This is a genomic window from Ornithinimicrobium cryptoxanthini, from assembly GCF_023923205.1.
Classification (GTDB): domain Bacteria; phylum Actinomycetota; class Actinomycetes; order Actinomycetales; family Dermatophilaceae; genus Ornithinicoccus; species Ornithinicoccus cryptoxanthini.
This window is the reverse complement of record NZ_CP099490.1, coordinates 165,143-184,618: the sequence shown is the minus strand read 5'-3', so window position 1 is coordinate 184,618 and position 19,476 is coordinate 165,143. Positions and strand designations below refer to the sequence as shown.

Genomic DNA, 19,476 nt, shown 5'->3' with positions numbered 1-19,476 from the left:
GGGCCTACTGACGCACCGGCTCCGGTGCCCGGTCGGCGAGGTGTCCGTGGCGCAGGGCCCAGCGCTCGAAGAACCAGGTCGCAAACGGTGGCACGGCGGCCGCGAGCGCGAGCAGCGTGACCTTGGGGTGCCACTCGAAGACACTCGCCGTGGCGAGGGTGACCACGCAGTAGATGAGGAACATCGTGCCGTGGATCGGCCCGAACACCTGGACCCCGACCTCGCTGGTGTCCGCGATCCACTTGAAATACATCCCGACCAGCAGCGCTGCCCAGGAGAAGGCCTCCGCGACCGCGACGGTGCGGAAGATCGAGCGGGTCAGGCCCCTGTCCCGCGCCCAGTAGGTCAGCGCAGAGTCGCGGTTGCGGCTGCGCCAGTCATCGGTGCGGCGACTCCGCTTGCGCTCCGACAGGCTCTCGGCCGCCCGACGCAGCTGCGCGTCGCGGGCGGGGCTGGCCTGCTCGCTCACCTGCTGCGCCGGCTCAGACATGGCGCCGGCTGGTGATCACGCGGAAGCGGTTGGCCACGAACGCCGCGTCGGTGTAGGCCGAGTTGGCGGCCGGGTTGGCCCCGGTGCCGTGGAAGTCGCTGAACGCGGCGGTCTGGTTGACGAAGATCTGTCCGGTCAGGTTCTCCGAGAGCGCCACCCCGGCGTCCATCGCGGCGTCGCGCGCGTCCTCCAGCACCTGCTCGTTCGTCGAGTAGACCGACGCGGTCATCGCGCCGTGCTCGCGCACCGTCTGCCGGAGCAGGTCGAGCGAGGCGGGCGTGCCGTCGGTCCTGATCAGGAAGGCGACCGGGCCGAAGCACTCCTGCGAGTATGCCGGGAGGTTGCCGGCGTCGACCCCGATCAGGGCGGGGACGGCCACCACGGCGTCGGGATAGTTGGGGTGGGTGATCGGACGTGAGTCGAGCAGGACGTCACCGCCGAGTCGCTGCGCCAGGCCCGGCACGTCGGTGGCACGGGAGCGCACGTCGGGGTTGACGGTGGCACCCAGGATCTCCACGGCCCTCGCATCGTCAGAGTTAAACCTGGTGATGGCCCCGGCCAGCTTTTCGGCGAACTGCTCGTAGCTCAGGTCACCCTCGTCGGTGCTGATCCCCTCGCTGGGCACATAGACGTTCTGCGGAGCCGTGCACATCTGGCCGGAGTAGAGCGAAAAGGAGAACGCGAGGTTGCCGAGCATCCCCTTGAGGTCGTCGGTGGAGTCGACCACGACCGTGTTGAGGCCGGCCTTCTCGGTGTAGACGAGCTTGCCCGCAGCCGCGCCCTCACGCTCCAGCCACGCACCGAAGGTGGGTCCGCCGGTGTAGTCGATGATCGAGACAGCCGGGTGGCACGCCAGCACCTTGGCCAGGCCGTCGGCCCCCTCGACCGGCTCGCCCTCGGCGGCCAGCTGCACCAGCGCGCGGTCGAAGCCGGCCTCGGCCAGGACGTCGCGGGCGATGCTGACCGTGAGCGCCAGCGGGAGCACCGCCTGCGGGTGGGGCTTGACGATGACCGGGTTGCCGGTCGCGAGCGAGGCGAACAGCCCTGGATAGGCGTTCCAGGTCGGGAACGTGTTGCACCCGATGACGAGGGCCACCCCGCGCGGCACGAGCCGGTAGTCCTTCTGCATGCGGATGGGGTCGCCCTTGGTCGGCTTCTCCCAGGTGACCGACTCCGGCACCCGCTTCTGCTCGACGAGGGCGGCGACCACGGCCTCCAGCGCGCGGTCCTGCGCGTGCGGGCCACCCGCCTGGAAGGACATCACGAACGGCTGCCCCGAGGTGTGCATCACGGCGTGCGCCATCTCGTGGCTGCGTGCGTTGATGCGGTCGATGATTTCCACGCACACGGCCGCGCGCGTGGCAGCGCCGGCGTCGCGCCAGGCCGGGATCGCGGCCCTGGCCGCCTCGATTCCGGCGTCCACGTCGAGCTCGGGATAGCGGGCCCCCAGCGTGGGTCCGTATGGCGACACCTCGGCACCGACCTCGGTCCCGGTGCCCGGCTGGTCGGCCAGCGCGCGGAAGGCGGAGTTCTGGGCCTGCTCGAAGGCGGTCTGCCCCTCCTGGGCGGCCGTCTCGCCATACACGCGGGGCGACGGCGACTCGGGGTAGCGGCTGAAGTACTCGCGGGTGGCCAGGGCATGGGTGGCCGCCTCGAGGAGCTCGCGATGAGTGTCGAGGAGTTCGGCGGCGGGGGCTGTGGCAGTCACCTCTCCAGCGTAACCGCCGTCCCTCACCCCGCCGGGCGCCGCGTAACCTGCACGCTGTGCCAGCCTCCCCTCAAAGCGACACCGCCACGCCCGACACAGCTCTGCGCAACCCGATCGGCACCCACCCGACGATCGGCAAGGGCCTGGTGACCGGGGCACTGGCGTCGGCGGTGGAGCTCGGCTGCGAGACCATGCAGATCTTTGTCGGCAACCCGCGGGGCTGGGCACCGAGCGCCGGCAAACCCGAGGAGGACGCGCGCTTCCGGGCGGCGACCGCCGAGCTCGGCATGCGGGTGTTCATCCACTCGCCCTATCTGGTCAACCTGGGCAGCCCGACGCCGAAGACCTACGAGAACTCGGTGCGGACGGTGGCGCACAACCTGTCACGCGCCGCGCAGCTCGGCGCGGAGGGCGTGGTTGTGCACACGGGGTCGTTCGTGGACGGCACCGGCGACCCGCAGCGCTTCAAGGACGCCATGAGGCAGGTCCGCGAGGGGCTGCTGCCGATCCTGGAGGCGATCGAGGGCGAGGACGCTCCCTGGCTGTTGCTCGAGCCGACCGCCGGACAGGGCCGCTCGCTGTGCGCCGGCGTCGAGGACCTCACCGGCTATCTCCAGGCACTGGACCACCACCCCAAGGCCGGCATCTGCCTGGACACCTGCCACGTCTTCGCCGCGGGGGCGCCGCTGGACGAGGTGGGGGGCGCGAGCGCGACCCTCGACCGGATCGTCGAGATCGGCGGGCCGGACCGGTTGCGGCTGATCCACGCCAACGACTCGCTGGACGTGCGGGGAGCCTTCAAGGACCGGCACGCCCCGATCGGGCAGGGACACATCGGCACCGGCGCCTTCACGGAGCTCCTGGCCCACCCGGCGACCGAGGGGGTCCCGTTCATCCTGGAGACGCCGGGCTCGCGTGACCTCGACAACCCGGACATCCCCCTGCTCAAGAGTCTTCGGGAGTCGGGGCACCGCGCGTCCGACTGACCAGATGGCACGATGGCGGACATGGCACTCCTTGAGGATCTGACCACGGTGGCCGTCGTTGGCGCCGGAGCCATGGGCACCGGCATCGCGCAGGTCGCGGCCCAAGCCGGACACCAAGTGCACCTCGTGGACGCCGAACCGGGAGGCGCCGCAGCGGCCCACCAACGGCTCGGCGACTCCCTCAGTCGCCTGGTCGGCAAGGGCAAGATGACCGCCGACGAGCGCGCCGGCGTCCTTGAGCGGATCGTCATCGGCCCCGCGGCAGACGGTGATCTCGCGCAGCTGCCCCCGGTCGGGCTGGCGATCGAAGCCGTGATCGAGGACCTCGCGGTCAAGCAGGAGATCTTCGAGACGCTCGCCGACCACCAGGACGAGTCGACGGTCCTGGCCACCAACACCTCCAGCCTCGACGTCGGCGCCCTGTCCCACGACCTGGCCACGCCGGAGCGGCTCATCGGGCTGCACTTCTTCAACCCGCCACCGCTGATGCGGCTCGTCGAGGTCGTCCGCACCACACAGAGCGACCCTGAGATCCTCGAGCAGGCCAGCACGCTGATGGAGCGCTGGGGCAAGACTCCTGTGCTGTGCACCTCGACCCCCGGCTTCATCGTCAACCGGGTCGCGCGACCGTTCTATGGCGAGGCGCAGCGGATGATCGAGGCCGGCACCGCCGACCCCGCCACCATCGACCTGGCACTGCGCGAGCACGGTGGCTTCCGGATGGGTCCGTGCGAGCTGACCGACCTGATCGGGCAGGACGTCAACTTCGCCGTGGGCCGCAGCGTCTGGCTGCAGACCGGGCGCGACCCGCGCTACGAGCCGGCGGACGTGCAGCGCAGGCTGGTCGAGGCGGGTCGCCTCGGCCGCAAGTCGGGACGTGGCTGGTTTGAGTATGACGACAGCGGGGAGCCGATCGACGCCACGCCGGACGAGGGCCAGGTCGCCGAGCTGGTCGGAGGCCCGATCGAGACCGACCCGGTCGCCCGCACCCTCGCGATGCTCGTCAACGAGGGCGTCGACCTGGTGCGCCGCGACGAGGCCACCGCCGAGGACGTGGACACCGCGATGAAGCTGGGCACCAACTATCCGAAGGGTCCCCACGAGTGGTTGGCCGAGATCGGAGCAGCCACGATCGTGGAGCAGCTGCGGGCGCTGGATGCCGCCTTCCCCGGTGGGCGCTACCGGGTGAGCTCAGCCCTTGAGGACCAGCTGTGACCGACGACCTGCGCCACGTGCGGGCGATGTGGGCGCAGGACCGCGCCTCAGGTGCGCTGGGCATCGAGTGCATCTCCGTCTCCCACGACGGCACGCTCGGCGCCGCCACCGCGCGGATGGCGGTGACCGAGACGATGGTCAACGGGCACGACATCTGCCACGGCGGGCTGGTCTTCACCCTGGCCGACTCCGCCTTCGCGCTGGCCTGCAACGTGGGCGGGCCGCCGACGGTCGCCGCCACGTGCGACATCACCTTCGTCGCCCCCGCCCGTCTGCACGACGTGCTGGTGGCGACGGCCCGCGAGCGCACGGCATACGGGCGCAGTGGCATCACCGACGTGACGGTCACCCGCGAGGCAGACGGGGCCCTGATCGCGGAGTTCCGCGGGCGCTCCCGGTCACTGCCCTCCCGCACCACCACGGCAGGGCCCGACTGACCGACAACCCCCACGCGATCACGCACGCATGATCACAGAAGGGCAACGCTTTGGCTGGCCCATTGCGTCTGGAGGGAAGCGCGTGCGAAGGTCGCGGGTGGACTCGGAGGGTTGGCAGAAGGGAACGGATGGGCGTCATAGGCCTGATCGTCAAGCGCGCCCGCAATGGCATCGGGCTGCTCCTGACGATCCTGCTGCTGGCTGCCGGGACGACGGCGATCATCGCCGGCACGCTCGGCTACTCCGGCGCGGCCGCGACGACCGCTGCACGCGCGGCGCTGGAGGATGCGGACCCGACCGAGGCCGGCATCCGGGTGCAGACCCGGTTGGCCGCCGACCCGCAGGCGCAGGACGCCGCGGCGGAGCAGATCATTCGCGAGGCGTTCGCCCCAACGGAGGTGCACGTCCAGCGCACGATCCGCTCCGAGCCGCGCTCGGCGGACGGGCAGTCCGGTCGGGTGATCGTGATGGCCGGGCCCGCCCTGACCCCTGCAGACCCGGACTTCGCCGAGCGCATCGAGATCGTCGAGGGCAGCTGGCCGCAGCACTCTGACTCCCTGGTCCAGGGCGCCCTGCACGCGGGCGCCGCCGAGCAGTGGGGCGTCGGCGTCGGTGATCAGCTCGACGTCAGCGGCACGGTCGTGCAGATCACGGCGGTCTGGCGTCCGGTCGACCCCGAGGAGGCCTTCTGGTTCGGCGACCCGCTGGCTGCTGCAGGCTCCGACGGCAGCACGGTCGGTCCGCTCGTGGTGCCGTCGGAGGCGACCACCTCGTTCGGGTCCACCCCCTTCGTGCAGTTCACCGTGCAGCCCGACCCGGAGCGGATCCTCCCGGCCGACATGCCGCGCCTAGCCGCTGTGGCCGGGACGCTGGGCCGCACCCTGCAGGTCCCCGAGGTGGACGTGCGCGGCGTCACCGTCGAGGGCGACCTGGCGCCGACCGCGGAGGCCGCGGCCCGCAACCTGGCCACCGCCAAGGCGCTCAACCTGGTGCCGGTGACCCTCCTGCTGCTGGTCAGCCTGATCGCCATCGTGCAGATCGCCCGCCTCCAGGCCCAGGCCCGCGCCGCAGAGGTGGAGCTGCTGATCGCCCGCGGCGCCTCCAGCGGGCAGGTGCTCCGATGGTCGGTCATCGAGGCCGTGGCGGTCGCGGTGGTGTCCGCCGCCCTCGGCACCCTTGCCGCCCTCGGGGTCATGCGGGTGGTCCCGGCCGGTGACCTGCAGACCGAGCTGGTGGTGCGCACCGGCCTGCTCGCGGGTCTGGCCGTCCTCCTGGCCCTGGTCGTGGTCGCGGTCCTGCAGGTCCGCCTCCTCGCTGCGCGCACGGCCGCGGACCGCTCGGGACGCACCCGCACGGTCGCCGCGTTCGGCACCGTCGTCCTCACCCTCGGCGCCGCCGCGTTCACCTGGTGGCAGCTCAACCGCTATGGCTCTCCCCTGGTCACCAACGCGGACGGCTCCCTGCGCACAGACCTGGTCGCCGGCGCCGCGCCAGCCTTCCTGCTGGCGGCCGCGGCACTGCTCTCGACGATGGTCCTCGGCCCGGTCTCGCGGCTCGTCGAGACGATCAGTCGCCGCTCGCGCGGCCTGCTCACCCACCTCACCGCGGCGCAGGTCTCCCGGCGCATCGTCGTGTATGCCGTCCCGGTCGTCCTCACCGTCCTCGCCGTGGGTGCCACGACGGTCGCGGGGCTGTATGCCGGCACCTCCGCGCAGCTGCGCGAGGACCTCGCGGCCCTGGGTCGGGGTGCCGATATCCGCGCCGTGGCAGCCACCGACCCGGTCGCCCGCACCACGCTGCCCGCCGTGCCCAGCCTGGCCGGCGCCGAGGGCGTCGACGCCAGCACCGCCGTCTGGCTGTCCTCCGGACGGCTCGGCAACAGCGTCGTGTCCTACACCGCCCTGCCCGTCGACCAGCTCGGCGCGGCCGTCAGCGTCCCGGAGGGCGTCCTCGACGTGCCCGCGGTGACCGAGGCGCTGCGCGGCGCGATCCTGCCCGAGGGCGCGATCGCCCTGCCGGAGACCGCAACCGCCCTCGACCTGACCGTGGAACTCACCGCTGTCCCCAGCGACCCTGAGGCGCTGCAGGAGTCCGTCGAGCAGACCTACGAGTGGATGCACGAGCAGTTCGGGCCGGACTTCACCGATGAGCCTCCGCCGCCGGAGGCGATCGAGGCAATGGCCCGCGAGCAGGTGGAGCTGATCGCGCGGGACGTGGCCCGGGAGCGCGAGATCACGCCCGTCCTGTGGTTCTGGGACGAGGCCAGCACCAGCCTGCTGCGGGTCGAGGCTCCTACCGTGCCGCTCCAGTTCGACGCGACTTTGAGCGACCCGCCAGACGCGCCCACGATCACCGTGACCCCAGCCACGCATCAGGGCACCGTGCAGATCCCTGTCGTCGCCAGCCCGGGTCGAGCCCTGGTCGGGATCGACCTGGGCCTGCCAGCGTCCGTCCCCTATGACCTGGACCTGGCCCTCACCGGGCTGACCACCAGCGGAGAGGGAGACAGCGAGGCGAACCTGTTGGCCGACCCGGCGGCGTCGAGCTGGACGACCCCGATCCCGAGCAAGCCACAGCAGATCGAGGACGGCAGCACCACCCTCACCTCGGGCCAGCTGCAGGCGGGCCCTGACGGACTGCACCTGACGGCCGTCACCGGCATGGAGACGGTCGTGCCGCTGGAGGCCCCCGGGCTGACCGGCTCCGCCGATGCCCCGTCCGACCTTGGGGGAGGTGCTGGGGCAGCCACCGACGCTGCTGGCGACGAGCCTGGCGGTGACCAGGCCGAGCCCTCCGCCGACGCGGTCCCGGTCGCGCTGACTGCCTCGCTGGCCGCCACCGGCAACTTCGAGGTCGGCATGCCCATCACGGTGCAGGCCTTCAGTCGCAACATCCCCGCTCGTGTTGCCGCCATCGTCACCGCCGTGCCGGGGTCAACCGCGCCGCACAGCGCGCTCATGGACAGCTCGACCCTGAGCTCCTATCTCGCGACGATTGACGAGACCTTGGACCAGCCCACCCAGCTGTGGGCCTCCAGCAGCGACCCGGACGCGGCCCTCGAGGCAGTGCGGGCCCTGACGGGCATCGCCTCCGCCACGGGTCCGGGCTCGGTTTCGGTGACCGACGCCGCCGGCGCGGTGCGGCTGGTCTTCTGGGTGGCCTCGGCCGGTGCCGTGCTGCTGGCCGTGACCGGCATCGGCGCGGTGGCCGCCAACTTGCTGAGCGTGCGCCGCCCGGAGGTATCGGTGCTGCGCGCCCTCGGCATGACACCCGGCGGGCAGGCCCGCACGCGCGTGGCCGAGCTGCTCTGGGTCGTGCTCGCCTCGGTCGGACTGGGGCTGCTCGCCGGCTGGCTCGTCGGGTGGCTGGTGGTGCCCGAGCTGTCCAGCAGCACGACGCTGGCCGGGCAGGTCACAATCTCCGTGCCGCTGGTGCTGGAGGTTCCCCTCTGGGCCGGGCTGCTCGCCGCCCTCGTCGTCTCGCTGCTCCTGCTCCTCGCGGTGCTCTATCTCACCGTGCACCGCCAGGGCCTCGACCGGGAGTACCGCGAGGAGATCCGATGAGCGACAGGACTCGCGAGGACACGAGCTTGCGAGGCCCGGAGCGTTCCGCGGAGCTCAGCAAGGAGATCCGATGAGTCGGCACGCGCAGACGCGCCTGCCCAGCCGCGTCGGCATCGCGCTGCGCGGGCTCGTGGCGGATCCGTGGCCCTCGCTCCTGCTGGCCCTGCTGGTCGCGCTGGTGGCGTGTGCGACCACGCTGTGGCCCCGCTACATCCTGGACATGAACGGCCGACAGCTGCCCTACCAGGTCAGCGCCCTGTCAGCCCAGCAACGAGACCTCAGCGCCGTCTGGGCTGCCAGCATCGTGCCGGCCCCCGACCAGACCTACTCCTCTGCCGAGGAGACGTGGGGCAGCCTGCTGGACGGTCTCGAGCAGACCCGCCAGGCCCAGCCGGAGCCGCTGCGCTCGATGATGCAACCCGGACAGTTCTTCATCAACCTCGGCGGCGACGAGGTCAGCCGCAGGCCCCCCGAGGGCACGGAGTTCGCCCAGGTCGCCATCGAGAACCGGATCGACCCGCTCCTGCCCGAGCACGTCGACCTGGTCTCGGGCGAGTGGCCCGAGATCGTCCTCAACCCCAGCCCCCAGCTGCCCGCCGAGGCGATCCCCGAGGGCACCGCGAGCGGACCCGTCCAGGTGCTGCTGCTGGACCAGGCGGCCCGCGAGCTCAACCTCGAGGCGGGCGAGCAGTTCGGCCTCGACGAGGAGGACGAGTTCGCCGACTACCTCATCACCGGCACGTTCACGCCCAAGGACCCCGAGGACCCTCGGTGGGAGCACATGCCCAACTCGATCTCGGTGGGCCGGCTCTACTCCGGCGACCTGGGTCTGACAGGCCTGGTGACGGCATACCTCCCGCCGGCCAGTCCCGGCTCCACCGGACCGATGACGACCAACTCGATGCAGCTCTTCTATCCGCTCGACGCGGAGACCGTGCGGGGCAACGAGGTGGACACCGTCACCGCGCAGCTGATCGCGCTCTCCTCGACGCAGCAGGACCTCCGGCTGCCGGAGGACCCGGCTGACTTCGACACTCAGATCAACAGCCCCGGCATCAACCTGTCGCAACCCCCGGTCCGGACCACGTTCTCCACCGAGGTCCTCAGCACCTTCGAGGCCCTGTCCCAGCAGCAGCGCGCGACTGCCTCCATCCTGGCGGTGGTCGCCGCCGGCCCGACCGGTGTGGCGCTGGCGGTCTTCGCGCTCGCCGCACGCCTGATCACCTCCCGCCGCCAGCCGACGCTGGCGCTGGCGGCCGCCCGAGGTGCCTCGCGTGCACAGACCCGGGGCGTGATGGCGCTCGAAGGCCTGCTCGTCGGGGTGCCCGCGGCCGTCGTCGGGCACTACGCAGCCGGCCTGATCAACCCCGGTGCCAGTGGGTGGGGCGAGTGGGTCTGGGTGGCCCTCGTCGGCCTCGCCCCCGCCGTCCTCCTCGCGACGACCACGAGCACGGCCGGCCGCTCCTCGCGCCGTGACCTGCGCAGCCGCGCCGTCAGCCGTCTCCGCGTCCTGGTCGAGGTCATCGTCCTGGCCCTGGCCGGCGTGGCAGTGTGGCGGCTCTTCGACCGCGGGCTGACCGGCGTGACCCAGACGCCGACCGAGGAGCAGAGCAGCGGCACCGCGTCCCCGGCCGTCGCCGTCGACACTGGCGTCGACCTGCTGATGGCGGCCACCCCCATCCTGCTCGCGCTGGCGGCGTGCGTGATCACGCTGCGTCTCTATCCGGCACCCGTCCACGCCCTGATGGCGTTCTTCCGCGGCCGCCGCGGCCTGACCAGCTTCCTCGGCGCGGCACGGGCCGTGCGCGACCCCGCGGGTGGGGTGATCCCGGCCCTCGCGGTGATCCTCGGGGTGTCGGTGGCCGTGCTCTCGACCGTGCTCGCCTCCACCATCAGCACCGGCACCGAGCTTGGCGTATGGCGCAGCACCGGGGCGGACGTGCGGCTGTCCGGTCCGCAGTGGAGCGACGACGAGGTGGCCGCCCTGCTTGAGGTCGAGGGCGTGGCCGCCGTGGCCTCCGCCCGACCGGCCGCCAACAACCTGGACCTGACGACCGAGGACGCGGTGTCGCGTGGGCTCAACGTCTATATCGTCGACAGCAACCTGCCGCAGGTCTGGGCGGACACCCCGCTCGCTCCGCTGCCCGACGCGCTGTTCACCAGCTCTGGGGCGACCCCGGTGCTGACCGGCGGGGGCCTCGAGCCCGGTTCGGAGACCGGCACCCTCGAGCAGCTCGGCCCAGTCGAGGTCGTGGGTCACGTCGACACGCTCCCGGGGGTGCGCACCCGTGGTGAGTTCCTAGTGGTGGACCGCACCCGGTGGGAGGCGGCCGGCGGCAGCACGCCCCGGGGGGACGTCGTGCTCGTGCGGGCCGACGACCCCGAGCAGACCGACGCCCTGGCGACCGCGCTCCAGGGGGCCGTGCCCAACGCCCTGGCCGAGACCCCGCGGGACAAGCTCGAGGTCTTCCAGGAGGCACCGGTCACCGGGACGATGCTGTCGCTGTTCATCGCGGCCGTGATCGCCACCACCGTGCTGACCGTGCTCGCCGTGCTGTTCGTCCAGCTCATGGGAGCCGCCGCCCGCACCTCGCTCTTTGCTGTCCTGCGCACTGTGGGGCTGAGCCAGCGCCAGGCCCGTGGCCTGACCACCTGGGAGCTCGGACCACTCGTCGCGATGGCGTGCGCCGTGGGAGCAGCACTCGGGCTCATCGTGCCCTGGCTGCTCCTGCGCGCGATCGACCTGACCGGGCTCACCGGCGGGACCGAGCAGCCCACCTTGGCTGTCAACTGGGTCGTGCTCGGCCCGGTCGCGCTCGGCATCCTCACGGCGGTGGCCCTCGCCATCGCCGTGTCCGCGACGATGTCCGGTCGTGCCGACCTGACCACCCAGCTCCGCCGCGGCGAGGAGAGGTAGGCCGATGATGACCAACCCGACCCACGGCATACTCGATCCGACGCACCCGACCACCCAGGTGGAGGAGTCATGACCACAACGCACAGCCCAACCACGCCGGTCGCGGGCCGCGAGCACGAGGGACCCGACATCCTCTGCGAGGACCTGGTGCGCATCTATTCGACCGAGGGCGTGGAGATCCAGGCCCTGCAGGGGCTCAACCTGCGCGTCGAGCCCGGTGACGTCGTCGCGCTCGTCGGGGCGTCCGGGTCCGGCAAGTCGACCCTGCTCAACATCCTGTCCGGCCTCGACAAGCCGACCGGTGGGCGGGCGACCGTCGCGGGCGTCAACCTGAACTCGATGACCCGTCAGCAGCGGGTGCGTTATCAGCGGCACACGGTCGGCTTCGTCTGGCAGCAGACCTCGCGCAACCTGATGCCCTTCCTGACCGCCGCCGAGAACGTCGCCCTCCCCCTGCTGATCAGCGGCGCCCGGGAGCGGCGCGAGCGGGTCGGCGAGCTGCTCGACCTGCTCGGCGTCTCCGACGTCGCCAACCGTCGCCCCGCCGAGATGTCCGGTGGGCAGCAGCAGCGCGTCGCGATCGCCACGGCGGTGGCCAACAACCCCTCGGTGCTGCTGGCCGACGAACCGACGGGCGAGCTGGACGACGCGATGTCCGAGGTCGTCCTGGAGTCCATGCGTGATGCGTCGGAGCGGCTCGGGGTCACCGTGCTGATCGTGACCCACGACCCGACGATCGCCGACCACGTCCGTCGCACCGTGCAGATCCGGGATGGCAACACCTCCACCGAGGTGCTGCGCCACGTCGAGGTCGACGAGCACGGCGCGGAGCACCTGGTCGCGCAGGAATACACCGTGATCGACCGGGCCGGTCGCCTGCAGCTGCCCAGCGGCTATGTCACCGACCTGGGCCTGCGGGACCGAGTGCGACTGGAACTGGAGCCGGACCATGTCGGGGTGTGGCCGGACCAGGAGCGCCACAAGGCAGTCGCCCCGGAGCCCCACCAGCACCCACACCGCGACGGTGCCGAGACATCCGACGACGCCGCGTTCCGCCGTCCCGAGGAGGGCCAGTGAGCGACTATCTGATCAGGGCCGAGCAGGTCTCGCGCACCTTCGGCAAGGGCGCTGCGCAGGTGCATGCGCTCGTCGACGTCGACGTGGAGGTGCACCCCGGCGAGCTCACGGTCGTGCGTGGCCCCTCCGGCTCGGGCAAGACGACGCTGCTCAACATCCTCGGCGGGCTCGACCGACCGACCTCCGGTCGCGTGCTGCTCGGGGACGGCCGGGTGCTCTCCGAGCTCAAGGAGAACGACATGCTGGCCGTGCGCCGCGAGCTGGTCGGCCACATCTTCCAGTCCTTCGGGCTGGTGCCGGTGCTCTCCGCCGCGGAGAACGTCGAGGTCGTCCTGCGGCTGAAGAACACCCCGGTGGCCGAGCGCGCCGAGCGGGTCAGCCGGGCGCTCGACCTCGTGTCGCTCGGCAAGCACGGCACCCAGCGCCCCTATGAGCTCTCCGGCGGCCAGCAGCAGCGGGTCGGCATCGCGCGGGCTCTGGTCGGCGACCCGCAGATCCTGATCGCCGACGAACCGACCGGCCAGCTGGACTCCGACACGGCCGGGACGATCATGGACCTGCTCTCCGAACTGACCCACCGGCGCGGCATCGCGGCCGTCGTCTCGACGCACGACCCGATCCTGATGGCCCGTGCCGATCGGCTCATCGAGCTGCACGACGGCCGCGTGGTGGACGGCACCCTGGCCACGGCCGACGCGTGAGCTGGCCGTGGCGTCTGGCACGATCGGTCCCATGAGACAGCGGATCCTGGTCACCGGCGGCGCCGGCTTCATCGGATCGCACACGGTCGTGGAGCTCGCCGCCGCGCACGAGGTGGTCATCCTCGACAACTTCAGCAACGCCGTGCCCGCGGTGATCGGCCGGATCAAGGAGCTCACCGGCGGGTCCGTGCGGGTCCACAACGTCGACCTGCGCGACCACCAGGCCGTGCGCGGCGTCTTTGACGCGGGGGCCTTTGACGCCGTCGTGCACTTCGCGGGCCACAAGGCGGTCGGCGAGAGCGTCACCAACCCGTTGGACTACTACGACAACAACGTCGCCGGCACCCTGTCCCTGCTGCGCGCCATGGAGTCGTATGACGTGCGCCGGCTCGTCTTCTCCTCCTCCGCGACGGTCTATGGCGCCACCCCGCCAGTCCCGATGACCGAGGACCTGCCGACCTCGGCGACCAACCCCTATGGCTGGACCAAGGTGATGATCGAGCAGATCCTGCGCGATCTGGCGGCAGCCGACCCTCGCTGGCGGTTCGCGATGCTGCGCTACTTCAACCCGGTGGGCGCGCACCCGTCCGGCCGGATCGGGGAGCAGCCGCACGGCACCCCCAACAACCTGATGCCGTTCGTCGCGCAGGTGGCCGTGGGCCAGCGGGACCGCCTGCAGGTCTTCGGCGACGACTACCCGACGCCGGACGGGACCGGGGTGCGCGACTACATCCACGTCGTGGACCTGGCCCGTGGTCACCTGGCGGCGCTGGACCACGTCAGTGCGCACGACCGGCCGGTGTCGGTGTGGAACCTCGGGACCGGTCAGGGCACCAGCGTCCTGGAGCTGGTCGCGGCCTTTGAGCGGGCGTCAGGGCGCGAGGTGCCCTACGAGGTCGTCGCGCGCCGCTCCGGCGACATCGCCGAGTCGTATGCCGATCCCACCCTCGCCGAGCAGGAGCTCGGCTGGCGTGCCGAGAAGGACCTCGACGAGATGTGCGCCGACACCTGGCGCTGGCAGCAGAAGAACCCGCAGGGCTACGGCACCTAGCTGTCGCCCTGGACTGGGCCGGCTGGTCCACCTCCCCCCACGGAGCGGCCGGAGCGGGCGCATCTCCTACGCGATGTAGTTCCTCGCCGAAAAGCGAGTATCATGGCAGGTATGTGGCCCTTTGGAGCGAGTCTGGGAGACCTTGAGCGCGCCGTCATGGACGTCCTGTGGGACGCCGACGGTGCCCTGTCAGTGCGTGAGGTGCACGAACAGCTGGCCACCGACCGTGACCTCGCCTACACGACCGTGATGACCGTCCTGGACCGGCTGGCCAAGAAGAAGGTCGCCACTCGCGTGCGCGACGGCCGGGCCTGGCAGTACTCTCCCGCAGGCTCGCGCGAAGAGATGACGGCCGCCACGATGCGCACCACCCTCCGAAGCCTGGACAACGCCGACAGGCGCTCGGCCATGATGCACTTCATCGGCACGGCCTCCGCCGACGAGATCGCCGACCTGCAGGCCGCCCTGGACACGGTCGCCGACAAGCACGCGGGCTGACCCCAGGGGCACCCAGTGGCCTCCGCCCTGCCGGTCCTCGCGCTCGCACTCACCGCCCTCCTCTGCGTGGCGGTCGTGCCGCACCTGCTTCCCCGCTGGCACTGGCTGCGGCGCACGCCCGGCCCCGCGCTGGCCCTGTGGCAGGTGGTCAGCGTCGCGGGTGTCCTCGCCGCACTGATGACCGCTCCTGCGGCGGCGATCGCGCTGGCCACCGACGGCGGGACGGTGCCCACCTTCTTCAGCGGCACCACACGAGTCTCGATCGCCGTTGTCGTGGCCACCGTGATGACCGGTGGGATGACGCTGCTGCTGCTGCGCTCGGGACACCGGATCGGCTCTGACCTGCGCGCCAACCGACGCTCCCAGCGCGACCTGGTCGACCTGGTCGCGAACCGGCGGGACGGCTCGCTGCGGGTCGTCGACCATCCCGGACGCTCGGCATACTGCGTCCCGGGGCTGCGCTCGCGCGTGGTGCTGACCCAGGAGACGATCACCGCGCTGTCCGCGGACGAGCTGCAGGCGGTCCTCGCGCACGAGGGCGCGCACGCGATGGCGCGCCACGACCTCATGCTGGAGTTCTTCACGGTGCTGCACCGCGCCGCGCCCCGGTCGTTGCGCAGCGCCGGCGCGATGCAGGAGGTGCAGCTGCTCATCGAGCTGCTCGCCGACCGTCGCGCGGTCCGCCGGGTGGGTGCCGACCCGCTCGGGCGCGCCCTGGTGGCGATGACCGGGTCCAGCCACCCGCCGGCCGCCCTGGGCAGCTCAGGCACCGCCAGCGAGCTGGTGATCCGGGTGCGGGCCCTCCCCCACCACGAGCGGCGCGCGCACCCTCTCGTCGTGCCGGTCCTCATGGCGGTCGCCGTCGTCGGGGCGACCCCGTGGGTGCTGTTGGCCTGGGCCTTCTGGGCCTGACCCCAGGACCGGGTGACTCAGTCGGCCAACAGCCAGGAGAGCTCGGTGCGCATGGCGGAAGCATCCCCGCCCGCGGTCGGCTCGGTGAGATAGACCTCCCACATCTGCTGTCCGGGCTGTCGTCCCTGCTGGACGATCCAGTCCGCGAGTGCCTGCCAGGACTGCGAGAGCTCGTCGTAGGACCCAGCGTGGATCGCGGTCGCGACCTCACCCGCCGGCAGCTGACTGGCGCGCACCTCTCCGTCGTCGGCGACACCGCTCGAGGTGGGGAAGCCCACCTCCAAGTCAACCGTGTCTGACGGTGGCCGGAGATAGAAGCCGAATGCTGGTCCGGCAGGCGCCAGACCCTGGCGGGCGATCGCCCCGGCCACGGCTCCGAACGACCGGTCATAGAAGCCGGCCAGGGCGTCAAAGGACGTGCTGCCCGACACGACCGCGGTCGGGACCGCCCCACGGGTGGTGATCTGTGGGTCCTGCAGTGGCGACATCGTCGCTCCTCTCATCGGCGGTGGTGGCGGGCACCTGGGGTCCGTTCCGGTGGAACTCACACCAGGCTATGGCTACCGTGAGGGTCAAACCACCTGGAGGTGTGTCATGGATGACTGGATGATGTGGCTGTTGCTGGCGGTCCTGGTGCTGTTGGTGCTGGGAGCCGTGTGGGCCTTCGTCAACAGCAAGAACAAGGCGCGTGCCCGTGACGAGGCCGTGCACATCCGTGAGCGCGCCATGGGCGGCGAGCATTATGCCGAGGACCGGGAAAGCGCCGCGCGTGACGCGCAGCAGCAGGCCGACGTGGCGCGCGAGCGTGCCGAGCGCGCCGAGGCGGAGGCCGCACAGCTCGAGGAGCAGGCCCGTGGGACCACCGCGGAGGCTCGCGAGCACCGCGACCGGGTCACCGACCAGTACCTCGAGGCCGACGACATCGACCCCGACGTCAAGCGCTAGACAAAGCCCTCCGACACCTCGCAGAGGTCGACGCCGCCCTCTGCGAGAATCTGCCCATGCCCTCCCTCGCCGACCTCACCCCCCCGATCGCGCTCGGTGCCCTCGACGGGCGCTACCGCAAGGCGGTGGCGCCGCTGGTCGACCATCTCTCCGAGCCAGCGCTCAACCGCACCCGCCTGCACGTCGAGATCGAGTGGCTCATCCACCTGACGTCGCACGGCGTCGTGCCCGGCGCTGGCACGCTGAGTGCGGCCGAGGTGGAGAGCCTGCGCGGGCTCGTGGGGGAGTTCGACCAGAGCGCCATCGACGAGCTGGCGGCGATCGAGGCCGAGACAGTGCACGATGTCAAGGCGATCGAGTACTTCCTCAAGCGCCGGCTCGGCGACCGCCTCGAGGGCCGGGAGGACCTGGCCGAGCTGGTGCACTTCGCCTGCACCTCCGAGGACATCAACAACCTGTCCTACGCCCTGATGGTGCAGGGTGCCGTCCGGTCCGTCTGGCTCCCTTGCGCGACCGAGTTGGTCGAGCAGGTGAGCGGCATGGCTCGCGAGCTGGCCGACATACCTCTGCTGGCGCACACGCACGGTCAGCCAGCCACCCCCACCACGATGGGCAAGGAGCTGGCGGTGCTGGCCTTCCGCCTGGGGCGACAGCTCCGACATATCGCCGGTGCGGAGTACCTCGGCAAGCTCAACGGCGCCACCGGCACGTTTGGCGCGCACCTGGCCGCGGTGCCCGGCGCCGACTGGCAGCAGATCAGCCACGACTTCGTGACCGGCCTCGGCCTGACCTGGAACCCGCTGACCACGCAGATCGAGAGTCACGACTGGCAGGCCGAGGTCTATGCCGACATCGCGCGGTTCAACCGGGTGCTGCACAACCTGTGCACTGACATCTGGTCCTACATCTCGATGGGCTACTTCGCGCAGGTCCGCGGGCAGGGCACGGTCGGCTCCTCCACGATGCCGCACAAGGTCAACCCGATCCGCTTCGAGAACGCGGAGGCCAACCTTGAGGTGTCCAACGCGCTGCTCGACGTGCTCGCCTCGACCCTGGTGACCAGCCGGCTGCAGCGGGACCTGACCGACTCCTCGATGCAGCGCAACATCGGCCCCGCGCTGGGCCACTCGCTGCTGGCGCTGGACAACGTGTCTCGGGGTCTGGCCGGTCTCGACGCCGCGCCGGCGGCGATGGCGGCCGACCTCGACACCAACTGGGAGGTGCTCGCCGAGCCGATCCAGTCGGCGATGCGCGCGCTGGCCGCCGCCGGTCACCCGGGGATGGACAACCCGTACGAGCGGCTCAAGGAGCTGACCCGCGGCCGGCGGATCGGCCAGGCCGAGCTGGTCGAGTTCGTCCGCGGGCTGGGTCTGCCGGCCGACGTCGAGGAGCGGCTGGCCGCGATGACCCCGACGACGTATGTCGGGATCGCACCTGATCTGGTCGCCCACCTCCCAAATTAATAGTGGTTTTGTCGGTCGACCCCGTATTTTTGGAAAGGTTTCGTAGGTCCCTGGTTGCGCCCGCCACGTAAGCCGGCGGGCCGACTGAGAGCCGGCGGGCCGACTGAGAGCCGGTCCTGGTTCTTGGAGCCTGTCATAGCAGGCTCCCAGAAGCCGCACCTGCTCCAGGACGGCCCATGCCAGACAAACGGGAGGCAACGGACCGTCGCTCTTGCGAGGGTGGCGCCCAGGCCGCGCGAGCACCACGCCGTCCTGCACCAGAACCTCACCTGGTTCGGTCACTGGCTCCTCGGCGCGGAGCTGGAACTGCAGGGTCCTGCGGACCCGGGTGAGGCACGTGGGAGGCTGAGCACCAGCAGACTTCACGAGGAGGACCCATGCCAGCCACGAGTCACCGCATCGCTGTCATCGCCGGGGACGGGATCGGGACCGAGGTGATGCCCGAGGGTCTGAAGGTGCTGCGCCGCGTCGCCGACACCTTCGACATCGGCCTGGAGTTCGAGGAGTTCGACTGGTCCAGCGCCGACTACTACCAGCGCACAGGTGCGATGCTCCCCGACGACTGGAAGGCACAGCTGGCTGGCTTCGACGCGATCTATTTCGGCGCCGTGGGCTGGCCGGACGTCGTGCCCGACCACGTGTCGCTGTGGGGCAGCCTGCTGCAGTTCCGGCGCGAGTTCGACCAGTTCGTCAACCTGCGCCCCGTCAGGCTCATGCCCGGTGTCCGCTCACCCCTGGCCGGCAAGCAGCCCGGCGATATCGACATGATGATCGTGCGGGAGAACACCGAGGGCGAGTACTCCAGCGTCGGCGGGCACATGTTCCCCGGGACCGACCGCGAGGTCGTCATCCAGGAGACGGTGATGACCCGGCACGGCGTCGACCGGGTGCTGCGCTATGCCTTCGACCTGGCTCAGACCCGACCCCGCAAGAAGCTCACCTCAGCCACCAAGAGCAACGGCATCGCGATCACCATGCCGTTCTGGGACGAGCGGGTGAAGGCGGTGCACCAGGAATATCCGGAGATCGAGGTGGACAGCTATCACATCGACATCCTCACCGCCCGGTTCGTCCTCAGCCCGGAGCGCTTCGACGTGGTCGTCGCCAGCAACCTGTTCGGCGACATCCTCTCCGACCTGGGGCCGGCCTGCACCGGCACCATCGGGATCGCCCCGAGCGCCAACATCAACCCGACGCGGGAGCACCCGAGCCTGTTCGAGCCGGTCCACGGGTCGGCGCCGGACATCGCCGGTCAGGGCATCGCCAACCCAGTGGGTCAGATCTGGTGCGGCGCCATGATGCTGGCGCACCTGGGCGAGACGTCGGCCGCAGAGGCCACCGAGCGGGCCATCGAGGAGGGCCTGACCCAGGGCAGCGCGGACGGCACAGCGACCCCCGACCTGGGCGGCACCGGCACCACGCAGTCCTTCGGTGACCTGATCGCCGGCCTCATCTCCGCACCCGCCTAGGGTGCGCTCCCGGGGCCGGCAGCGACCACGGTGCCGCGGACGTG

At 71.2% G+C, this 19,476-nt stretch carries 16 protein-coding genes; 13 read left to right on the top strand and 3 right to left on the bottom strand.

Features of this window, described 5'->3' with window-relative positions; all coding sequences use genetic code 11:
• Nucleotides 1–4 precede the first annotated feature (4 nt).
• Both NF557_RS00825 and paaN read right to left on the bottom strand, forming a co-directional pair.
• Nucleotides 5–490: a DUF3817 domain-containing protein gene (locus NF557_RS00825; RefSeq protein ID WP_306239357.1), complete on the bottom strand. Its 486-nt coding sequence runs from the start codon at nt 488–490 to the stop codon at nt 5–7.
• Complete coding sequence (gene paaN, locus NF557_RS00820; RefSeq protein WP_252621215.1) at nt 483–2,198, bottom strand: phenylacetic acid degradation protein PaaN; 1,716 nt, start codon at nt 2,196–2,198, stop codon at nt 483–485. Before paaN ends, NF557_RS00825 begins: the two co-directional genes overlap by 8 nt.
• Before the next feature lie 56 nt (nt 2,199–2,254).
• Between paaN and NF557_RS00815 the strand changes: the two genes are divergently transcribed.
• The 10 genes from NF557_RS00815 to NF557_RS00770 all read left to right on the top strand — a co-directional run bounded on the left by NF557_RS00815 (nt 2,255) and on the right by NF557_RS00770 (nt 15,555).
• Nucleotides 2,255–3,184, top strand: coding sequence for a deoxyribonuclease IV (locus NF557_RS00815; protein ID WP_252621214.1), 930 nt, complete (start codon nt 2,255–2,257; stop codon nt 3,182–3,184).
• A 21-nt stretch (nt 3,185–3,205) separates the two neighbouring features.
• Nucleotides 3,206–4,399 carry a 3-hydroxyacyl-CoA dehydrogenase NAD-binding domain-containing protein gene (locus NF557_RS00810; RefSeq protein WP_252621213.1) on the top strand — a complete coding sequence of 398 codons (1,194 nt, stop codon included), beginning with the start codon at nt 3,206–3,208 and terminating at the stop codon, nt 4,397–4,399.
• Nucleotides 4,396–4,836, top strand: a complete 441-nt coding sequence (paaI, locus tag NF557_RS00805) for a hydroxyphenylacetyl-CoA thioesterase PaaI (RefSeq protein WP_252621212.1) — start codon at nt 4,396–4,398, stop codon at nt 4,834–4,836. Before NF557_RS00810 ends, paaI begins: the two co-directional genes overlap by 4 nt.
• Nucleotides 4,837–4,964: 128 nt before the next feature.
• Nucleotides 4,965–8,399 carry an ABC transporter permease gene (locus NF557_RS00800; RefSeq protein WP_252621211.1) on the top strand — a complete coding sequence of 1,145 codons (3,435 nt, stop codon included), beginning with the start codon at nt 4,965–4,967 and terminating at the stop codon, nt 8,397–8,399.
• Nucleotides 8,400–8,469: 70 nt separating this feature from the next.
• Nucleotides 8,470–11,316 (top strand): ABC transporter permease, encoded by a 2,847-nt coding sequence (locus NF557_RS00795; RefSeq protein WP_252621210.1) that lies wholly within the window; start codon nt 8,470–8,472, stop codon nt 11,314–11,316.
• Between the two features lie 69 nt (nt 11,317–11,385).
• Nucleotides 11,386–12,393: an ABC transporter ATP-binding protein gene (locus tag NF557_RS00790; protein WP_252621209.1), complete on the top strand. Its 1,008-nt coding sequence runs from the start codon at nt 11,386–11,388 to the stop codon at nt 12,391–12,393.
• Nucleotides 12,390–13,094 (top strand): ABC transporter ATP-binding protein, encoded by a 705-nt coding sequence (locus tag NF557_RS00785; protein ID WP_252621208.1) that lies wholly within the window; start codon nt 12,390–12,392, stop codon nt 13,092–13,094. Before NF557_RS00790 ends, NF557_RS00785 begins: the two co-directional genes overlap by 4 nt.
• A 31-nt stretch (nt 13,095–13,125) precedes the next feature.
• Nucleotides 13,126–14,145, top strand: coding sequence for a UDP-glucose 4-epimerase GalE (galE, locus tag NF557_RS00780; protein WP_252621207.1), 1,020 nt, complete (start codon nt 13,126–13,128; stop codon nt 14,143–14,145).
• 111 nt (nt 14,146–14,256) lie between these two features.
• Nucleotides 14,257–14,643, top strand: coding sequence for a BlaI/MecI/CopY family transcriptional regulator (locus NF557_RS00775; protein WP_252621206.1), 387 nt, complete (start codon nt 14,257–14,259; stop codon nt 14,641–14,643).
• Nucleotides 14,644–14,658: 15 nt separating this feature from the next.
• Nucleotides 14,659–15,555 carry a M56 family metallopeptidase gene (locus NF557_RS00770; RefSeq protein WP_252621205.1) on the top strand — a complete coding sequence of 299 codons (897 nt, stop codon included), beginning with the start codon at nt 14,659–14,661 and terminating at the stop codon, nt 15,553–15,555.
• Nucleotides 15,556–15,572: 17 nt separating this feature from the next.
• On the opposite strand, the gene NF557_RS00765 is transcribed toward NF557_RS00770, so the two are convergent.
• Nucleotides 15,573–16,043: a GyrI-like domain-containing protein gene (locus tag NF557_RS00765; RefSeq protein ID WP_252621204.1), complete on the bottom strand. Its 471-nt coding sequence runs from the start codon at nt 16,041–16,043 to the stop codon at nt 15,573–15,575.
• A 106-nt stretch (nt 16,044–16,149) separates the two neighbouring features.
• Between NF557_RS00765 and NF557_RS00760 the strand changes: the two genes are divergently transcribed.
• The 3 genes from NF557_RS00760 (at nt 16,150) to NF557_RS00750 (ending at nt 19,432) form a co-directional block, all read left to right on the top strand.
• On the top strand, nt 16,150–16,500 hold the full coding sequence (locus NF557_RS00760) for a hypothetical protein (RefSeq protein ID WP_252621203.1): 351 nt from the start codon (nt 16,150–16,152) through the stop codon (nt 16,498–16,500).
• A 56-nt stretch (nt 16,501–16,556) separates the two neighbouring features.
• Nucleotides 16,557–17,963, top strand: a complete 1,407-nt coding sequence (purB, locus tag NF557_RS00755; protein ID WP_252621202.1) for an adenylosuccinate lyase — start codon at nt 16,557–16,559, stop codon at nt 17,961–17,963.
• Nucleotides 17,964–18,340: 377 nt separating this feature from the next.
• Complete coding sequence (locus NF557_RS00750) at nt 18,341–19,432, top strand: tartrate dehydrogenase (protein ID WP_252621201.1); 1,092 nt, start codon at nt 18,341–18,343, stop codon at nt 19,430–19,432.
• Nucleotides 19,433–19,476: the final 44 nt, after the last annotated feature.

What these genes read in the sequence shown, in the direction of transcription:
- NF557_RS00825 (WP_306239357.1), bottom strand. Translation starts at nt 490, where the DNA reads ATGTCTGAGCCGGCGCAGCAGGTGAGCGAGCAGGCCAGCCCCGCCCGC.
- NF557_RS00810 (WP_252621213.1), top strand. Translation starts at nt 3,206, where the DNA reads ATGGCACTCCTTGAGGATCTGACCACGGTGGCCGTCGTTGGCGCCGGA.
- NF557_RS00800 (WP_252621211.1), top strand. Translation starts at nt 4,965, where the DNA reads ATGGGCGTCATAGGCCTGATCGTCAAGCGCGCCCGCAATGGCATCGGG.
- NF557_RS00795 (WP_252621210.1), top strand. Translation starts at nt 8,470, where the DNA reads ATGAGTCGGCACGCGCAGACGCGCCTGCCCAGCCGCGTCGGCATCGCG.
- NF557_RS00790 (WP_252621209.1), top strand. Translation starts at nt 11,386, where the DNA reads ATGACCACAACGCACAGCCCAACCACGCCGGTCGCGGGCCGCGAGCAC.
- galE (WP_252621207.1), top strand. Translation starts at nt 13,126, where the DNA reads ATGAGACAGCGGATCCTGGTCACCGGCGGCGCCGGCTTCATCGGATCG.
- NF557_RS00775 (WP_252621206.1), top strand. Translation starts at nt 14,257, where the DNA reads ATGTGGCCCTTTGGAGCGAGTCTGGGAGACCTTGAGCGCGCCGTCATG.
- NF557_RS00765 (WP_252621204.1), bottom strand. Translation starts at nt 16,043, where the DNA reads ATGTCGCCACTGCAGGACCCACAGATCACCACCCGTGGGGCGGTCCCG.
- NF557_RS00760 (WP_252621203.1), top strand. Translation starts at nt 16,150, where the DNA reads ATGGATGACTGGATGATGTGGCTGTTGCTGGCGGTCCTGGTGCTGTTG.
- purB (WP_252621202.1), top strand. Translation starts at nt 16,557, where the DNA reads ATGCCCTCCCTCGCCGACCTCACCCCCCCGATCGCGCTCGGTGCCCTC.
- NF557_RS00750 (WP_252621201.1), top strand. Translation starts at nt 18,341, where the DNA reads ATGCCAGCCACGAGTCACCGCATCGCTGTCATCGCCGGGGACGGGATC.